Here is a 16964-nt window from a genome sequence, read left to right as displayed (position 1 = left end):
CTCCCAGTCGTTCCTGGAAGTGTTAGACGTTCTACCAGTCGATGTAGGTGCCGATTTCAGCGGTGGTCGAAACGACACAACCTGAACAATCATTGCAGGCCATCCATGAACTAGTCTTGATCTATCGCGTGCCGTATGGGCCGCTTCTTGAGAACTGAATGAGTGGAGATCTTCCAATGCCCAATAAATTTGAAGACGAGTCAGAAGACCGTCGTTCATCCTGGCAATCAGCATCCGATCGACGCGGGGGATCCCAGTCCGGGAACGACAGGCCACGCAACGCCTCTGGTCGTGACGACCGCGGCGGACGCAAGTTCGAAGACCGTGACAACCGTGGTCGTTTCCAGGATCGCGACGATCGTGGCGGTCGTAAGTTCGAAGACCGTGACAACCGTGGTCGTTTCCAGGATCGCGACGATCGTGGTGGCCGTAAGTTTGATGATCGTGGGGATCGTGGGCCGCGTCGTTTCGACGATCGTGATGATCGCGGTGGTCGTAAGTTCGAAGACCGTGACAACCGTGGTCGTTTCCAGGATCGTGATGATCGCGGTGGACGTAAGTTCGAAGACCGCGGCGGACGCAAGTTTGACGACCGTGGTGGTCGTAAGTTCGAAGACCGTGACAACCGTGGTCGTTTCCAGGATCGCGACGATCGTGGCGGACGTAAGTTCGACGACCGTGGTGGTCGTAAGTTCGAAGACCGCGACAACCGTAGTCGTTTCCAGGATCGCGACGATCGTGGCGGACGTAAGTTTGACGATCGTGGCGGTCGTAAGTTCGAAGACCGTGACAACCGTGGTCGTTTCCAGGATCGCGACGATCGTGGTGGCCGTAAGTTTGATGATCGTGGGGATCGTGGGCCGCGCCGTTTCGACGATCGTGATGATCGCGGTGGTCGTAAGTTCGAAGACCGTGACAACCGTGGTCGTTTCCAGGATCGCGATGATCGTGGCGGTCGTAAGTTCGAAGATCGCGATAATCGTGGTCGTTTCCAGGACCGTGATGATCGTGGCGGCCGTAAGTTTGAAGATCGCGATAATCGTGGTCGTTTCCAGGAACGCGACGATCGCGGTGGTCGTAAGTTCGAAGACCGTGGCGGCCGTAAATTCGAAGATCGCGATAATCGTGGTCGTTTCCAGGAACGCGACGATCGTGGCGGTCGCAAGTTTGATGATCGTGGGGATCGTGGGCCGCATGGTTTCGACGATCGTGATGATCGCGGTGGACGTAAGTTCGAAGACCGCGGTGGACGTCGGTTCGAGGATCGTGGGGATCGTGGGCCGCGTCGTTTCGACGATCGTGATGATCGCGGTGGACGTAAGTTCGAAGACCGCGGTGGACGTCGGTTCGAGGATCGTGGGGATCGTGGGCCGCGTCGCTTTGACGATCGTGACAATCGCGGCGGCGGTCGTTTCCAGGATCGCGACGGCCGTGGACGCGAGCAGCGTGGCGATGACCGTCAGCACGCTCCCCGGGCTGGGGCAGGCCGCGAGGATCGTATTCCCGAACCCTACATTCCGGACGAGATCACGGCAGAGGATCTGAGCAAGGATGCGCGCAGGCACCTGCTGTCCCTCAACAAGGACAACGCCGATCGCGTCGCACGCCTGCTCGTCATGGCAGGATCGCTCATGGATGATAATCCCGAGCTGGCTTACGAGCATGCGAAGGCAGCCTACCGCCGTGCGTCACGTATCGATATTGTTCGCGAGGCTCTCGGTCTCACCGCGTACGCGAACGAGAAGTACGGTGAGGCTCTGCGCGAGCTTCGCACCTACCGTCGTATGTCGGGAGACATGTCTCATGCGTACCTCGAGGCTGACTGCGAGCGCGGCATGGGCAAGCCGGAGCGTGCGATCAAATACCTGGAGGACATCAACATTGCCGAGCTCGAGCCCGCGGCTCAGATCGAGCTTGCCCTCGTCGTGTCAGGTGCGTTCGCTGATCTCGAGGAATCCGAGAAGGGACTGCGGCTGATCGAGACTCTGAAGGTTGACTCGTTCACTGAGGAGATGAGGGCTCCGATCGAACTCGTACGCGTCGAACGACTGCGCGAGCTCGGCCGGGACGAAGAGGCCGCCGAGGTCGAGAAGACGTGGGCGCCGCTGTGGGACGTCGAAACGATCGAGGTCTTCGATGAACACGTCGAGGAGACTGCTCGAGGCTATGACGACTCTGACGACGAGGACTCGTGGGCAGATGAGGATCTCGACGAGCTGGAGGCCCCAGCTGACGAGGAAGAGCTCACAGAAGAGATCGCCGACTTGGAAGACGCGGAGGTCGATCGTTTTGCCGACATTCGTGCCGAGCGCGCAGACGTCCCCGTCGAGGAACCCGACGTCGAATCGGACGATTTCCTTGACGACGCCGAGTCGGATGACATGCTGGACGAGGGCGACATCCCCGCGAACCAACTGGATGTCGAAGACGAGGTCGAGGCCGTTGACCCGATCGAGGCCGTTGACACGACGACTGAGCCTGATCAGCTCGAACTCGATTTCTCCGTCGAGGACCTCGAGAAGCTGGATGAAGGGGATGACAAGTGACGCTCACGTCATCGAACGAACCACTATCGACGGCTTATGACGCAGCCATCTACGACCTTGATGGTGTGTGCTACCGCGGAGACCAGCCGGTCGTCGACGCAGCGGAATCGATTACGGACGCACGCAACAGCGGTCAGCGCGCCGTCTATCTGACTAATAACGCGTCCCGCACCCCGCATGCTATCGGTGAACACCTGCGATCCCTGGGGATTCCTGCAGAGGATTCCGAGGTCTACACGGCGGCTATGGCGGCCGCGGAACTCGCCTCGGAGCAGATCCCTGCCGGATCGAAGGTCTTCGTCATCGGCGGGGCCGGTCTCGTCGAAGCTTTGACGGTCAAGGGTTTCACTGTTGTCGACTCCGCGGATGACGACCCCGCCGCGGTCGTGCAGGGCTGGGATCCGTCCGTGGGGTGGGCGATCATGTCTGAGGGTGCGCTCGCTATTCAGCGCGGCGCGCTGTTCATCGCCTCGAACCTTGACGCGACGCTCCCACAGGAGCGCGGATTCATGCTTGGCAACGGTTCTCTAGTCAAGGCCGTCGAGCATGCGACCGGCGTTGTCCCCCTCGCGACGGGAAAACCTCTTCCCAAGGTGTTCCACCAGGCAGGGGAGAGCGTTTCCGCGGTGCGTCCACTCGCTGTGGGCGACCGTCTCAACACGGATATTCGAGGCGCGGTTGCTGCCGGAATCGATTCCCTGCACGTCCTCACCGGCGTCAACGACGAGAAGGATGTCGCCCTTGCCATCCCGGAGGAGCGCCCCACGTTCCTCGTCAAGACCCTCGTGGGACTGAACGAGCCCTATAGCGCGCCGAGTCTTTCCGGGATGAAGGCGTCACGTGGAGAATCGTGGGCCGAGGTCTCGAATGAGGAGCTCGTGGCTTCCGGTCCCCTCGACGGTGCTTCGCTCGAGCTGTACAGGTGTGTCGTCGCTGCGTGCTGGGCTGCTGCCGATGCTGGCGTGTCCCGCGAGAAGCTTGCGGACCAGCTGGCGGACCTCGTGGTTGCGTGATGGAACCAACTCCCGGTCGTGACATGGAGGCGATTGTCGCCGATCTGATGCCGGATGACCCGGTCGATGGTGAAAGCCTCGACCGGGCGGCGGGTCGATTCGACGAGATTGCACGCGTCCTGTCGGAGGCGTTGAGCAAGGCACAGGGATAATGGGACGTCTTCGTCGCATCGATGCTGAACTCGTCAGACGGAACCTGGCTTCTTCCCGTGAGGAGGCGAAGCGTCTCGTGGAAAGCGGGCGTGTTCTTCTCGACGGCGGTGTCGTGACGAAGCCTGCCCGCCAAGTGGACCCGGCGCAGGCAATCGTCGTCGATGACACCGATCTCGACCACTATGCGTCCCGGGGAGCATACAAGCTGGCCGGGGTCCTCGATCTGCTCGGGGATCGGGCGCCTCGCATCGAGGGGCGCCGAATCATCGACGCCGGTGCGAGTACCGGTGGGTTCACGGACGTCTTGCTGCGCCGCGGAGCATCCGAGGTGCTCGCGATCGACGTCGGCTACGGACTCTTGGCATGGCGGTTACGCGAAGATCCGCGTGTCACTGTCATGGAGCGCATGAATGTGCGGGAGCTGACTGCGGAGGATGTGGCTCCGAGTCCTGACATGGCGGTGGGAGACCTGTCGTTTATCTCTCTCACGCTGATCCTCCCTGCCCTCGTCGGTGCGTGCCGAGACGATGCCGATTTCCTTCTCATGGTGAAGCCTCAGTTCGAGATCGGGAAGGATCGCCTCGGCCACGGGGGAGTGGTCCGCGACCTCCACCATCACGAGGAGACAGTCGCGAAGGTTGCGGGATGCGCGATGGACCTCGGTCTCGACATCGCCGATGTGGCCGCGTCCCCGCTGCCTGGACCGGCCGGCAACGTCGAATACTTCCTCTCGATGCGGCGCAACCACCCGGACCCTGTCACCGATCTGGCAGATGCGATCCACAGGGCCGTCATGAACGGGCCGGCACCTGCCCTGTTCGGTAGAGTCGGCTCCGAGGAGAACACATGACGCGTGAAATATACGTTGTTGAACACAAGTATCGTCCGGACGCCCAGCAGTCGGCTGCGGCGATGTCGGCCGAGTTGACCCGTCAGGGTTTCCACGTGAGACGGTCGGGCCCGCTGGGAGAGGCGGAGATCGTCGTCGTCCTCGGTGGGGACGGCACGATACTCGCCGCCACGGAACTGACGCGCGGGACCGAGGTTCCCATCGTCGGGATCAACTATGGTCATGTCGGTTTCCTCGCCGAGGTGGAGCCGGAAGGCCTTCCTCGTGTCGTCGAACAGATCACGGCACGGCAGTGGACGCTGGATCGCCGGATGACGATGGATATTGACGTGACATTGGCCGACGGGTCCCGGTCACGGACATGGACATTGAACGAGGCCGCGCTCGACAAGGCGGGTATGCCGATGATCGAGGTCAGTCTCGGTGTTGATGGTCGCGGCGTCTCCTCCTTTTCGTGCGACTCGGTCCTCATGGCCACCCCGACAGGATCCACCGCCTACTCCTTCTCCGCGGGCGGCCCCGTCGTCTGGCCCGATGTCGAGGCGATGCTTCTCATTCCCGTCGCGGCGCATGCTCTCTTCACGCGCCCCCTCGTCGTCGGTCCTCAATCGGAGCTGGAGATCGTCATCGACACCGATGGTGCACGCCTCGTGTGCGATGGACGGAGGGAGCTTCCGGTTGCGGCAGGCAGCCTTATCACCGCCCGCAAGTCAGACCATCCCGTCTACCTGGCACGTCTCAACGACACGCCGTTCTCCGGCAGGCTCGTCAAGAAGTTCGATCTGCCGGTGCGAGGTTGGCGAGATCGGAGGCGACGATGATCTCCGAGGTATCGATCGAAAACCTGGGTGTCATCGACAAGGCCGCTATCTCGTTCGCACCCGGTCTGACCGCGATCACAGGCGAGACCGGGGCCGGCAAGACAATGCTCCTCACCTCTCTCGGACTTCTCCTCGGACGCACGGCTGACGCCACGAAGGTTCGTCGTGGCGCGGACCGGATCCTTGTCGAGGGTATTTTCACCGTCCCGGATGATAGTGCCGTGCTCGATCTTGTCCGGGACAGCGGTGCCGATGTCGACAGCGATGGTGGTCGAAGCGACGTGACAGTCCTCCGCCAGGTTCCGGCAGAAGGCAGGTCGCGCTGCTTCCTCGGCGGCAGAACAGTTCCGCGTGCCACTCTCGAGAATCTGGGACGGCAACTCGTGACCATTCACGGACAGTCGGAGCAGATGCGGCTGAGATCCTCCTCAGCCCAGCTCCAGGCCCTCGACAGCGCGGGCGGGGAGCCGGCACGGGCCGCCCTCGAGGAGTACAGCTCGGCGTGGAATGCGTACCGACAGGCACTGGCAGATCTGGAGGATTTCCGGGCTCATGCTCGTGATATCGCGACGAGACGGCTGGCACTGACAGCCCTCGTGGAAGCGGTCGATGAGATCGAGCCGGTTGCCGGTGAAGAAGACGATCTGCGCGCCCGCATCGAACGTCTCGATTCGATCGAGGAGACGAGGAGCGGACTCAGCCAGGCACTCGGCGCGCTGTCCGGTGATGGGGAGATGATGCCGGGGGCCGTCGATCTCGTCGGGAGGGCAGTAGCTGGCCTCGCAGGATTGAAGGAACCCGGAGCCGACGAGGCACGATCGCGCGCGGTTGCCGCGGAGGCCGAGCTGAAAGATCTCACCGCCATCGTCGCCGGGCTGCTCGGCGGCCTGGAGACGGGAGAGAATCTCAACGAGCTGCATGCGAGACGAGCGAAGCTGCGTTCGCTATCGCGGAAGCTGGGCATGAGCGTGGACGAGGCCATCGAAGAAGCCGATCGCGCCCGAGAGATCCTGTCCTCCTACGACGACCCTCAGGCACGTGCCGAACAACTGGAAGAGGCAGTTGCGGACGCAATACGAGAGCTGCGCACGTGCGGTGCCGTCCTCCACGATGTTCGCACGACGATCGCGCAGTCCTTCAGCCAGGCCGTGAACGCAGAATTAGCCCAACTGGCATTGGGCCGTGCAGAAATCAGTATCGACGTCGCATCGTCCGAACCACGGGCTGACGGGATGGACAGAGTGACGTTCATGTTCCGTCCAGACGTTCGCGCCGCATCCGTTCCACTCTCAACATCCGCCTCGGGCGGAGAACTGTCCCGCATCATGCTCGCCATCGAGCTCGTCCTTGCCAAGACAGCGCCATCGATTCCGCCGACATTCGTTTTCGACGAGATTGATGCCGGGGTGGGTGGAGAAGCGGCGAAGGCTATCGGCGCGCGCCTGGCCGCCCTTGCCGCTCACGCGCAGGTGATTGTCGTCACCCATCTCGCCCAAGTGGCCTCCTGGGCTGATCGCCAGATCGTCGTCGCGCGTGGAGACACAGCGACGGAAGTCCGCACTGTTGCAGACTCTGACCGGGTGACCGAGCTGGCTCGCATGCTCTCCGGCTCCGCCGACCTCGACTCGGCCCGCCGACATGCCGAGGACCTCCTCTCAGCTTCATGTGGGACGATAGGAAAGTGAGCTGGATGTTTCGTCGTCGATCTGGGTCCACCGAGCCTGATGTGCTCGGCGGGCCCGTCCGCATCGACTCTCGTACCAAGAACCTGACCAAGCGTCTGTCCGGCGGTGATGTCGCCATCATCGATCATGAGGATCTCGACCGTGTCTCCGCGGAGGCGCTCGTCGCCTGCGCTCCCGCCGCTGTCCTCAACGCGGCCAAGTCGACATCGGGACGCTATCCGAACCTTGGCCCGGGAATACTCCTCGACGCCGGTATCCCGCTGATCGATGACCTGGGTTCGCAGATCATGGACCTGCGCGAAGGCGACCGCGTTCGAATCGAGGAGACGGGCTCCGTCTATCGGGGCGGGGATCTTATCGCGGAGGGCACTCGACAGACCTCGGCCCTCAACGAGGCGAACATGGAGGCGGCCCGTGACGGCATCGCCGTGCAGCTGTCCGCCTTCGCACACAACACCATGTCCTACCTCGAGCGGGAACAGGACCTGATCCTCAACTCCGTCGGCATCCCCGACGTGCGGACCCGCTTCGATGGCAGACAGGTGCTGATCGTCGTCCGCGGATACCACTACAAGGACGACCTGCAGTCGCTGCGCGCCTACATCCGCGACTACCGGCCCGTGCTTGTCGGCGTCGACGGCGGCGCGGACGCCATGCTCGAGCTCGGACTGCGCCCCGACGTCATCGTCGGCGACATGGATTCCGTCTCCGACACGGCACTGAACTGCGGTGCGGAGATCATCGTCCACGCATATCGTGACGGGCGGGCCCCCGGCGTGAAACGCGTCGAAGACCTGGGCGTGCCCTACCTCGTGTTCCCGATGACAGGGACGAGCGAAGACGCGGCCATGATTCTCGCCGACTCGAAGGGCGCCAATCTTATCGTCGCTGTGGGAACACACTCCTCTCTCATCGAGTTCCTCGACAAGGGTCGCGAAGGGATGGCGTCGACGTTCCTCACCCGCCTCAAAGTGGGCGGACGCCTGATCGACGCCAAGGGAGCATCCCAGCTCTATCAGTCCCGCATCTCCACCTGGCAGCTCCTTGCCCTCGTCATCGCCGGCGTCGTCGCCATGTCGGCAGCGATCGCATCCACAGAGGTCGGCCAAACGGCCTGGGGCCTCGCGCAAGCCTGGTTCCTCGATCTCTGGAACTGGTTCCCCCGTCTATTCGGTTGAGTGAAAGTTAGTCATGGTTGATTTCCGTTACCACCTCGTCTCCCTCATCGCCGTGTTCATGGCGCTCGCGGTCGGCGTCGTGCTCGGCGCTGGGCCGCTGCAGAACTCGCTCGGACGAGCACTGAACGACCAGGTGGAATCCCTGCGAGATTCGCGCGACCAGGCACGGATCGATGCCGATGAAGCGAACCAGCGCGCCTCGGCTTACGAGAGCGGCCTCGAGACTCTGGCGCCGGAGATGGTGGCAGACACCCTGACGGGACAGTCCGTCCTTCTGGTGTCGATGCCGGGGGCAAGCGCCGAGACGGTGGAACGGCACCGCGCGAATCTCATCGAGGCCGGTGCGAGCGTGACTGGATCCGTCGAGATCACCGAGGAGTTCTTCTCCGCTGAGCGGGCAACCTACCGGAACGCGCTTGCGGGCCAGCTCGGATCCTATGTCGAGCCGGCCGATAGCCCGATCGGGACGCTCGCACGCGGCCTCGAGTTCATCGCAACGACGGACGCACAGGATCCCGGCGCGGCGACCCTGACGGAACTGTTCAAGGCTTCAGACAATGCTCTGATCGAGGTGAAGGAGACTCTGACGGCTCCCGCCACTGCGATTCTCGTCATCGGGCCCGCCGATGAAGACGTGCCGGCCGAGGCCGAAACCGTTGATGAGACGGTTCTCTTGAACAAGATCGAATTCCTGTCCGCTATCGACACGCCCATGGTGTTCGCCGGCAACGATGGGACGGGAACACTCCTCGAGGCGCTCCGTGCGGGCGACGCCGACGTGTCGACGGTCGACACGCCGGACGATGCGACTGCTCTCATCAACGTGCCGTTCGCACTGACTCAGGAACTGTCGGATTCGACGGTGACGTGGGGTGTCGGCCAATCCGCAGAACTCGTCCTCGGCAGCCCGGTCGAGCTGGCCCTCGAGCCCGGTGCCGAAGAGGGAGAAGGAACGGCAGGAGACCCTCCGAACGAGAACCCTGTCGAACCGACCGCTGACGAGTCGTGAAACCTCTCCTCGCAGCCGCCGCAGGGTTCGCGGCCACGAGGGTGCCCGCTCCGCGAGGCGCCCGATGGGAACGGATGAACTATCGCGGTGAGCCAGTGAGCCTGAGCGGTGGCGTGTCCGCAGCCGCAGGGGCGCTTGCCGGTGCACTGGCCGCCCCTGCTCCCGTGCGGTGGGCCGCTGTGATAGCAGGCAGTGCTGGTGCGGCGGCCGGCTATATCGACGACCATGAAGAGTCTCGTTTCGCGACGGCGAAGGGACTGCACGGTCACCTGAGCTCACTCGCCCACGGACGCGTCACAACCGGTGTCCTCAAAATCGCTGTCATCGGGATCGGTGCAGGCGCGGGAGCCGCACTCCTCGGCCAGCCCGATAGGAAGATCGGGGATTGGGCGGTGCGCTGCGTCGCGATTGCCGGAACCGCCAACCTCATCAATCTTCTCGATCTGCGTCCCGGCCGTGCACTCAAGGCGACAGTGCTCGGCGCCGTCATCGCCTCCCGGCATGCCTCCCCGGTGAGCGCGGGGCTTCTCGGAATGATCGCGGGAACAATCCCGTCCGACCTGTCGGGACGGACGATGCTGGGGGATCTGGGCGCGAATGCGGCGGGTGGCGTCCTCGGCGTCGCTCTCGCTGCTCACCCGTCACGGCGCGTCCGGGCAGCCTCCGCGGGCGCTGTCACTGCTCTGATCCTCGCGTCCGAGAAAGTCTCCTTCTCCCGGATCATCGACCAGAGTCCCGTCCTCTCAACGATGGACGAGTGGGGCCGCTAGGTGGAGCGGAAGGGTTTCATGGCGTCGGCTGCGGGAGCAGCCGGCGTCATTGCCATTCTCACCCTGTTCTCACGAATCGTGGGCTTCGGGCGCACCGTCGGTGAATCTTGGGTGCTCGGGGCAACCCCGACAGCTGACGCTTACGCCACTGCCAACAATGTTCCCAACGTTCTTTTCGAAGTGGCGGCAGGTGGCGCCCTTGCAGGGGTTGTCGTGCCGCTTCTGTCCCGCTGCCTCGCACGGGGGGACCGGGAGGAGGCGAATCGGACCGCGAGCGCTCTCGTGACGTGGGTCGTGGCCGTGGGCGTGCCGATTGCCGTGCTTGTTGTGGCTTTCGCTGAGCCTCTCGCCTCGGTGCTGTTGGCTGGGCGTGACGATGGTGTCGTCTCCATGGCAGCTCTGCTGCTCCGCATCTTCGCCGTACAGGTTCCCCTCTATGGCCTGTCCGTGGTCTTCTCCGGGATCCTCCAGGCTCATCGCCGTTTCATCCTGCCGGCCCTCGCACCGATGCTGTCATCGATCGTCGTCATCGGTGCCTTCGCCATGTTCTGGGTCAACGGCGGGAGCGAGGGGACGGAGGTTCCTGTCGGAGCTCTCCTGTGGCTCGGCTGGGGGACGACGGCAGGGGTTGTTGCGTTCACCGCGCCGCAGCTCGTTCCTGTTCTCAGGCTCGTTTCCCTTCGTCCGACGTTTCGTTTCCCGGAAGGGGTGGGTGCCAAGGTTGTGTCGATGGCGTCTGCCGGATTCGGGGGTCTGCTCGCACAGCAGGCCGCAATCGTCCTCATCATGGTTGTCGCGAACACGATGGGCGGGGTGGGTGCCTTCCCGATCTATAGGTATGCGCAGGCGCTCTATTTCCTGCCCTACGCGATTCTGGCCGTGCCGATCGCGACGTCGCTGTTCCCGCGGATCTCGGAGCGAGCCGCACTGCCGGGACGGCCAGGCCTGGCCGAGTTCGTCGGTGCGTCGATACGGTTCGTGGCGACGGTGTCCGTCATTGGTGCAGGCGTGCTGATTGCGGTTGCCGCGGGGGCGGCACGGGTTTTCACTCTCGTGTATGAGATGCCGGAGCTGGAGGTCGTCGTGTCGATTCTGGCAGTCGGCATCGTCGGCTATTCGCTGCTCTATCACACGTCCCGTGTGCTCTATGCGCTGGACTGCCCGGGGGCTGTCCTACGGGTGACTGTGGCCGGTTGGGCCGTTGTGTGCGTTGGTGTGCTGTCAGCGATTCCGCTGTCCGGCGGGCGGACTCTCACCCTGTATGTTCTCGCTGCGTCGACTGCGGCGGGGATGAGCGTGGCGGGTGTTCTCGGTGTGCGCGCCTGTCGGCGTGCGATCGGCCCCACCGTGACGGGTGGGCTCGTCCGGACCCTCAGCGTCGTCATACCAGTGTCGGTCCTGTCGGCGTTTATCGGTTCTCTGGCGTGCTCCTTTGTCCTAGACTTGGGCGAGGGAATGCTCCCCGCCATGGGGGGCGCGGTGGTCGGCGCGGCTGTTGCCGGCGCCATTCCTGTCGTCGTGACACTTCGTGCCGATCCGATGACGTGGAGGGTGCGCTCGTGGGCCACTCAGGATTGAGGGTGTGCCGTGAACATCGTGCAGGTGATTCAAACCGGTGACGGTGCGATGGCGAACCATGTGTCCCGTCTGGCTCGTCAGCTTCGTCTCGCCGGTCACGACGTCCTCGTCGCTGCCGATGCGGACGTGATCGATAATCATGATGTGGGTGAGTCGATCGTCATCCCCTCCCGGCTTGCCGGCACGCAGGTGCGTCTCCTCAAACGCCTGATCCGCCGGTCCGATGTCGTCCACGCCCATGGGAGCAATGGTGGCCTGTTGGCGGCGACACTTCTCACCGAGCGCCGCAGGCCCGCTTTTGTCGTGTCCTGGCATGCTCGTCCCGGCCTCGGGCGGAGCCTGCTGTCGGCAACATCGCCCAACGGGTTCGGTGTCCGTATCGCTGACGCCGTGTCGGGCACCTCTCCCGATCTTGTCGACATAGCCCGTCAGGTGGGTGCGAAACAGACGTGGCTGTCATATGTTCCGAGTCCTCGAGTGCCGGGCCTGCTCGACACTCCCCGGCTTGCGCCGGACGAGCAGCGGGCCCTGCGGGCACGCCTGCTGGCAGGGCTGCCTGCCGTGGCAAGCCCGGGCCGGGACATCGATCCTGCAAAACCGATGGTGCTGACGGTCTCCTCTCTGATCCCGCGCAAGAACGTGTTGGCTGTGCTCGAGGCGGCGACGGCTCTGCGCGATGAGGTCACGTGGGTGTTGATCGGGCGGGGCGATATGTCGATCGACGACCAGCTTCGACTCGGTGCCATTTCGTCTCGTGCACCCCTCGTCCTTGCCGGTGAACGTTCGGATGTCGATGACTGGCTGGCGGCCGCCGATGTGTTCGCGCTGCCCTCCGTGTGGGAATCCCGTCCGCTCGCTGTGCAGGAGGCGATGGCGGCCCAGGTTCCCGTCATCGCGACTCGTACCGGCGGCATTCCCGACCTGCTGGAGGATGCCGGCATCCTCTTCGACGTCGATGATGTTGGCGCGATGGTGGACGGCGTCAGGACACTCCTGGGCAATCCCCGGCTCTCAGCATCCCTGACCGAAGCGGCCAGGCAGAGGATCGCCGACCAGCCGCGTTCTCCAGAGATCGCCCAGCTCTGGCTCAGCCGCTACACGATGCTGGTGGCGGCTCGCGGGGAGACGGCGCGCGACTGACGACAGCATGAACCGCGACCGGAAAGGGACCATACCGTGATCGACCGCCACGACGACAGGCACACCATCCACTCGAGTGACACCATCTATGAGGGGAACGTGTTTTCTTTCGTCTCCGACCACCTCACACTGGAGGGCCAGGATACGGTCCTGCGCAGGGAATACATCGCCCATCCGGGCGCCGTCGCCATCGTCCCCATGAGAAGCGGGAGCAACGGCCCCGAGGTTCTCCTCCTGTCCCAATATCGCCACCCGGTTCAGGCGGTCCTGTGGGAGATTCCCGCCGGTCTGCTCGACAAGGACGGGGAAGACCCGCTCGAAGCCGCGAAGCGCGAACTGGCAGAAGAAGCGGGCCTGGACGCCGAGACGTGGCATGTTCTCGTCGACATCTTCTCCTCACCAGGGTGTCTCTCCGAGAGCCTGCGCATCTTCCTCGCCCGAGACCTCCGGCCGTCGGCTCTCGTCTATGAGCGGACAGAGGAAGAGGCTGACATGGTGCACGAATGGGTGGCACTCTCCGACGCGATCACGGCCGCCCACGACGGCTCTCTCCACAATGCCACCACTCTCACGGGGCTGCTGTCCGCCGCCTCCGCGCTCGCGGGACACGGCACGCTACGCGAACCGGATGCTCCCTGGCTGAGATAGCCTGAGGCCCTGATCGTCGGAGATCAACCGGTAGGTCGCATGCGCGCGAGCATCGTACCGGTCGAGGAGTGCGCGCTCCTGGCGCGCCCATTGCGCCCAATGCTCGGACCAGTCGTACGGATCGCGAGCGGACACCCGATCGGCGCGAAGAGTCTCATCGCTATCGATCCAGATCGACAGGTCGGCGGGAATCTGCCCTGCCCCACATCCGACGACCAGGATGATGGGACGCGGTTCGAGGACGATCGGGGCTTCCTCTTCCTCCGTCCACCAGTTCCAGGTCGACGTGCGGGCGGGCCCCCAGCGGAGGGCGCGGACGACGTCGGATACTCGTGACACGCCGCCGGCCAGATCCTGCCAGCCGTGCGCCCACAGTTCGACCTCCAGGAGCGTGGCGTGGTGGGCAGGTCCACGGCTCGTCAGCTCCCGGGCCAACCATTCGCCGAGAACCGTCTTACCGGCCCCGGAGAACCCGTCAATGGTGACCACGGCGGGGCGGGCGCCCAGGTCCGCTATCTGGTTGGCAAGTATCGTCCTCACGCGTATAGCCTAGCCTTGTCTGAACACACGTTAAGGAGAGGTTCTATGAGCGTTGCGCTTCGCGTCATCCCGTGCCTGGATGTCACCGGCGGCAGGGTCGTCAAGGGCGTCCATTTCGAGAACCTCGCGGATGCTGGGGATCCGGTGGAACTGGCCGCACGATATGGTGCGGAGGGCGCTGATGAACTCACCTTCCTCGACGTCTCGGCCTCGGTCGAAGATCGCGGAACGATGATGGAGGTGGTGACACGCACCGCCGAACAGGTCTTCATCCCGCTCACGGTCGGCGGCGGGGTGCGGAGCGTCGACGACGTGTCCCGGCTCCTCGGCGCGGGAGCAGACAAGATCTCCGTCAACACGGCCGCTCTCAACCGTCCCGAACTGTTGACCGATATTGCGACAGAATTCGGCAATCAGGTACTCGTCCTCTCGGTCGATGCTCGGCGCACGACGGACGACTCCCTCCCCTCGGGGTTCGAGGTGACAACGCATGGCGGCCGGCGTTCCGCCGGTGTGGACGCTCTCGCATGGGTGCGCGAAGCGATCGATCGCGGCGTGGGTGAGATCCTGTTGAACTCGATGGATCACGACGGGACGACGCAGGGCTTCGATCTTGATATGACGGCGGCGGTTCGAGAGATCTGCTCCGTCCCCCTGATCGCCTCCGGCGGGGCCGGCACCGTCGAGGATTTCGTCCGTGTCGCCGCGATCGGGGTTGATGCCGTCCTCGCGGCCTCCGTCTTCCACTACGGCACACTGACGATCTCGGACGTGAAGGCGGGCCTGCGGGCAGCAGGAGTCGAGGTCCGATGAAATACGACGAGAACGGACTCATCCCCGCCATCATCCAAGACCACGCGACCGGCCGCGTGCTGATGATGGGATGGATGAACGAGGAGGCTTTCGACCGGACATGCACGACCGGCCGCGTCTGGTTCTGGTCCCGCTCCCGCCAAGAATACTGGCGCAAGGGCGACACGTCCGGCCACCGACAGTACGTGCGCGGCATCGAAGTCGACTGCGACGAGGACACGCTCCTCATCCAGGTCGAGCAGATCGGCGCAGCCTGCCACAACGGCACCAGGTCATGTTTCGATACACGAACGATAGAGGCGGTTGTCAATGAACGCGACGCACAGTAACTGGGGCGAGATCTTCCCAGGGCGTGACGAATTCGTCGACCTTGCGGCGACCCGCCGCGTCGTCCCGGTCGCGGTCACACTCCTGATCGACGACACCTCCCCGGCAAGCATCTACCGCCGTCTCGCGGCCGGACGCCCCGGCTCCTTCATCCTCGAATCCGCCGAGCAGGACTACTGGTCGAACTGGTCATTCGTCGGCGTCTCCTCCTCCGCATTCCTCACGGCACGAGACGGGCAGGCGCAGTGGGAGGGAGACGTCCCCGAAGGCCTCCGCCTCGAGGGGTCCGCAACCGAACTGCTCGCCGACGCTCTGGAGACACTCGCATCCGCTCACATCGACGGCATGCCGCCGTTGACGGGCGGGCTCGTCGGCGTCCTCGGATGGGACATCCTGTACGACTGGGAGCCGACACTGCGCAAGAAGGCCCCCGCAGAGCACACGGTCCCCGACGTGGCCATGTGCCTGACGGAGGAGCTCGTCGCCATCGACCACCGGCGCGGAGTCGTGTGGCTCATCGCCAACGCGGTCAACCGCAACGGACTCCCCGACGGTGTGGAGGCAGCCTACGATCGCGCAATCGGCAAGATCGGCGAGATGATGGCAGCGCTGACAGGTCCCCAAGCCGCCCGCGTCCTCCAGGCGGGAGATCAGGCACCGGCCCAGCCCCGCATGAGAGTCACGCCAGAACAGTTCCAGGACGCCGTCCGGGCAGGCCAGCAGCACATCGTCGACGGCGACGTCTTCCAGGTCGTCCTCTCCCAAAGGGCCGATATTCCCTGCACGGCCGACCCCCTCGACGTCTATCTCGTCCTCCGGTCGATCAACCCGTCCCCGTACATGTACTACCTCAACCTGCGCGATGGTGACGACAGCTTCTCCGTCGTCGGATCAAGCCCCGAAACACTCATGGCGGTGCGAGACGGCACGGTTCGCACCTTTCCCATCGCCGGCTCACGCCCCCGCGGCGCCACGCCGATCGAGGATCGGGAGATGGCGGAGGAACTCCTCAAAGACCCGAAGGAGATCTCCGAGCACGTCATGCTTGTCGACCTGTCCCGCAACGACCTCGCCAAAGTCTCAAAACCGGGCACGGTCGACGTTTCCGAGTTCATGAGCATCGCCCGTTTCTCCCACATCATGCACATCACCTCGACCGTGACGGGCGAGCTGCGGGACGGCGTCAATGCGGTCGAAGCGCTCGCGGCCACATTCCCGGCAGGAACCCTCTCCGGGGCGCCGAAGACGCGCGCCATCGAGATCATCGACGAGCTCGAACCGGCACGTCGCGGCATCTATGGGGGAGTGGCAGGCTACTTCGATTTCGCGGGCAACGCGGATGTCGCGATCGCGATCCGGACGGCCGTGCTTGCCGATGGCATGGCATCCGTGCAGTCCGGGGCAGGAATCGTGGCTGATTCCGTGCCGGAGACGGAAGACATCGAGACTCGGAACAAGGCCGCCGCGGCCGTCAGAGCCATCCAGATTGCCCAGACGCTCGTCTCACCACTCGACGCCTTCGAGGACACGAGCCCGCAAGAGGGTTAAGCTAGTCACCAGACATCGACGAAGGAGCACCATTGTCCACGCCTGAAATGGAAACATACCGCCTCCCCGAGGCCACCCCGTTCGAGAACCATGGCCGCACGGTGGCGGGATGGACGTGGGCGATCGGCGTCTGCGTCGGCTTCCTCGTCGCAGGCATCGGCCTCATCGTCAGCCCGATCATGGCATGGACGGGCGTCGCCCTCATCGTTCTCGCGAATGTCGTGGCCTTCGCGCTCCACGTCACCGGGCGGGGGCAGCCCACCTCACTGACTCAGACCGCCAAGGGCGGAGACTGGTACACGAACTGATCTGAGGCACTCATGGGGCGCCTCGGCGCCCCATTTT

17 protein-coding genes and 1 pseudogene are annotated in these 16964 nt (G+C 64.0%); 17 read left to right on the top strand and 1 reads right to left on the bottom strand.

What is annotated here, in order from left to right; all coding sequences use genetic code 11:
• Positions 1-158 precede the first annotated feature (158 nt).
• The 13 genes and pseudogenes from H2O75_RS11035 to H2O75_RS05980 all read left to right on the top strand — a co-directional run.
• Positions 159-1424 (top strand): annotated as a pseudogene (locus H2O75_RS11035) (hypothetical protein); the annotation flags it as partial.
• Positions 1425-1631: 207 nt separating this feature from the next.
• Complete coding sequence (locus H2O75_RS06035; RefSeq protein WP_182169626.1) at positions 1632-2546, top strand: hypothetical protein; 915 nt, start codon at positions 1632-1634, stop codon at positions 2544-2546.
• The gene (locus H2O75_RS06030) at positions 2543-3559 is read left to right on the top strand and encodes an HAD-IIA family hydrolase (protein WP_182169623.1); all 1017 of its coding nucleotides are present in this window, start codon (positions 2543-2545) and stop codon (positions 3557-3559) included. Before H2O75_RS06035 ends, H2O75_RS06030 begins: the two co-directional genes overlap by 4 nt.
• Positions 3559-3711 (top strand): hypothetical protein, encoded by a 153-nt coding sequence (locus H2O75_RS06025; RefSeq protein WP_182169621.1) that lies wholly within the window; start codon positions 3559-3561, stop codon positions 3709-3711. The genes H2O75_RS06030 and H2O75_RS06025 overlap by 1 nt, the downstream gene beginning before the upstream one ends.
• Complete coding sequence (locus H2O75_RS06020; protein WP_182169619.1) at positions 3711-4562, top strand: TlyA family RNA methyltransferase; 852 nt, start codon at positions 3711-3713, stop codon at positions 4560-4562. Before H2O75_RS06025 ends, H2O75_RS06020 begins: the two co-directional genes overlap by 1 nt.
• On the top strand, positions 4559-5383 hold the full coding sequence (locus tag H2O75_RS06015; protein WP_182169617.1) for an NAD kinase: 825 nt from the start codon (positions 4559-4561) through the stop codon (positions 5381-5383). Before H2O75_RS06020 ends, H2O75_RS06015 begins: the two co-directional genes overlap by 4 nt.
• Positions 5380-7068 (top strand): DNA repair protein RecN, encoded by a 1689-nt coding sequence (gene recN, locus H2O75_RS06010; RefSeq protein ID WP_182169614.1) that lies wholly within the window; start codon positions 5380-5382, stop codon positions 7066-7068. Before H2O75_RS06015 ends, recN begins: the two co-directional genes overlap by 4 nt.
• On the top strand, positions 7065-8246 hold the full coding sequence (gene steA, locus H2O75_RS06005) for a putative cytokinetic ring protein SteA (RefSeq protein WP_374971570.1): 1182 nt from the start codon (positions 7065-7067) through the stop codon (positions 8244-8246). The genes recN and steA overlap by 4 nt, the downstream gene beginning before the upstream one ends.
• Positions 8247-8259: 13 nt before the next feature.
• The gene (locus tag H2O75_RS06000; protein ID WP_182169609.1) at positions 8260-9255 is read left to right on the top strand and encodes a copper transporter; all 996 of its coding nucleotides are present in this window, start codon (positions 8260-8262) and stop codon (positions 9253-9255) included.
• Positions 9252-10025: a hypothetical protein gene (locus tag H2O75_RS05995; protein WP_182169606.1), complete on the top strand. Its 774-nt coding sequence runs from the start codon at positions 9252-9254 to the stop codon at positions 10023-10025. The genes H2O75_RS06000 and H2O75_RS05995 overlap by 4 nt, the downstream gene beginning before the upstream one ends.
• An 18-nt stretch (positions 10026-10043) precedes the next feature.
• The gene (gene murJ, locus H2O75_RS05990) at positions 10044-11603 is read left to right on the top strand and encodes a murein biosynthesis integral membrane protein MurJ (RefSeq protein ID WP_182169603.1); all 1560 of its coding nucleotides are present in this window, start codon (positions 10044-10046) and stop codon (positions 11601-11603) included.
• Between the two features lie 9 nt (positions 11604-11612).
• Complete coding sequence (locus H2O75_RS05985; protein WP_182169600.1) at positions 11613-12743, top strand: glycosyltransferase family 4 protein; 1131 nt, start codon at positions 11613-11615, stop codon at positions 12741-12743.
• Positions 12744-12779: 36 nt separating this feature from the next.
• Entirely contained in the window at positions 12780-13391 is a 612-nt protein-coding gene (locus tag H2O75_RS05980) for an NUDIX domain-containing protein (RefSeq protein ID WP_182169597.1), read from the top strand.
• Here H2O75_RS05980 and H2O75_RS05975 read toward each other — a convergent pair.
• Positions 13359-13931 (bottom strand): nucleoside/nucleotide kinase family protein, encoded by a 573-nt coding sequence (locus tag H2O75_RS05975; RefSeq protein WP_182169594.1) that lies wholly within the window; start codon positions 13929-13931, stop codon positions 13359-13361. The two genes, H2O75_RS05980 and H2O75_RS05975, sit on opposite strands and share 33 nt — an antisense overlap.
• Before the next feature lie 45 nt (positions 13932-13976).
• Between H2O75_RS05975 and hisF the strand changes: the two genes are divergently transcribed.
• The 4 genes from hisF to H2O75_RS05955 are packed head-to-tail and all read left to right on the top strand — an operon-like array spanning position 13977 to position 16927.
• Positions 13977-14744 (top strand): imidazole glycerol phosphate synthase subunit HisF, encoded by a 768-nt coding sequence (hisF, locus tag H2O75_RS05970; protein WP_182169591.1) that lies wholly within the window; start codon positions 13977-13979, stop codon positions 14742-14744.
• Entirely contained in the window at positions 14741-15073 is a 333-nt protein-coding gene (hisI, locus tag H2O75_RS05965; protein WP_182169588.1) for a phosphoribosyl-AMP cyclohydrolase, read from the top strand. Before hisF ends, hisI begins: the two co-directional genes overlap by 4 nt.
• On the top strand, positions 15054-16619 hold the full coding sequence (locus H2O75_RS05960) for a chorismate-binding protein (RefSeq protein ID WP_182169586.1): 1566 nt from the start codon (positions 15054-15056) through the stop codon (positions 16617-16619). Before hisI ends, H2O75_RS05960 begins: the two co-directional genes overlap by 20 nt.
• 47 nt (positions 16620-16666) lie before the next feature.
• Positions 16667-16927, top strand: a complete 261-nt coding sequence (locus H2O75_RS05955) for an HGxxPAAW family protein (protein ID WP_182169584.1) — start codon at positions 16667-16669, stop codon at positions 16925-16927.
• The last annotated feature ends 37 nt before the right edge of the window (positions 16928-16964 follow it).

This window comes from Flaviflexus equikiangi, assembly GCF_014069875.1.
In the GTDB taxonomy this organism is placed as follows: domain Bacteria; phylum Actinomycetota; class Actinomycetes; order Actinomycetales; family Actinomycetaceae; genus Flaviflexus; species Flaviflexus equikiangi.
Note: the sequence above shows the minus strand (reverse complement) of the source record. Positions and strands in the feature narration are given on the sequence as shown.

Excerpts from the sequence above, each read along its gene's own strand:
- H2O75_RS06035 (WP_182169626.1), top strand. The coding sequence starts at position 1,632 with ATGGATGATAATCCCGAGCTGGCTTACGAGCATGCGAAGGCAGCCTAC.
- H2O75_RS06025 (WP_182169621.1), top strand. The coding sequence starts at position 3,559 with ATGGAACCAACTCCCGGTCGTGACATGGAGGCGATTGTCGCCGATCTG.
- H2O75_RS06020 (WP_182169619.1), top strand. The coding sequence starts at position 3,711 with ATGGGACGTCTTCGTCGCATCGATGCTGAACTCGTCAGACGGAACCTG.
- H2O75_RS06015 (WP_182169617.1), top strand. The coding sequence starts at position 4,559 with ATGACGCGTGAAATATACGTTGTTGAACACAAGTATCGTCCGGACGCC.
- recN (WP_182169614.1), top strand. The coding sequence starts at position 5,380 with ATGATCTCCGAGGTATCGATCGAAAACCTGGGTGTCATCGACAAGGCC.
- H2O75_RS06000 (WP_182169609.1), top strand. The coding sequence starts at position 8,260 with ATGGTTGATTTCCGTTACCACCTCGTCTCCCTCATCGCCGTGTTCATG.
- murJ (WP_182169603.1), top strand. The coding sequence starts at position 10,044 with ATGGCGTCGGCTGCGGGAGCAGCCGGCGTCATTGCCATTCTCACCCTG.
- hisF (WP_182169591.1), top strand. The coding sequence starts at position 13,977 with ATGAGCGTTGCGCTTCGCGTCATCCCGTGCCTGGATGTCACCGGCGGC.
- hisI (WP_182169588.1), top strand. The coding sequence starts at position 14,741 with ATGAAATACGACGAGAACGGACTCATCCCCGCCATCATCCAAGACCAC.
- H2O75_RS05960 (WP_182169586.1), top strand. The coding sequence starts at position 15,054 with ATGAACGCGACGCACAGTAACTGGGGCGAGATCTTCCCAGGGCGTGAC.
- H2O75_RS05955 (WP_182169584.1), top strand. The coding sequence starts at position 16,667 with ATGGAAACATACCGCCTCCCCGAGGCCACCCCGTTCGAGAACCATGGC.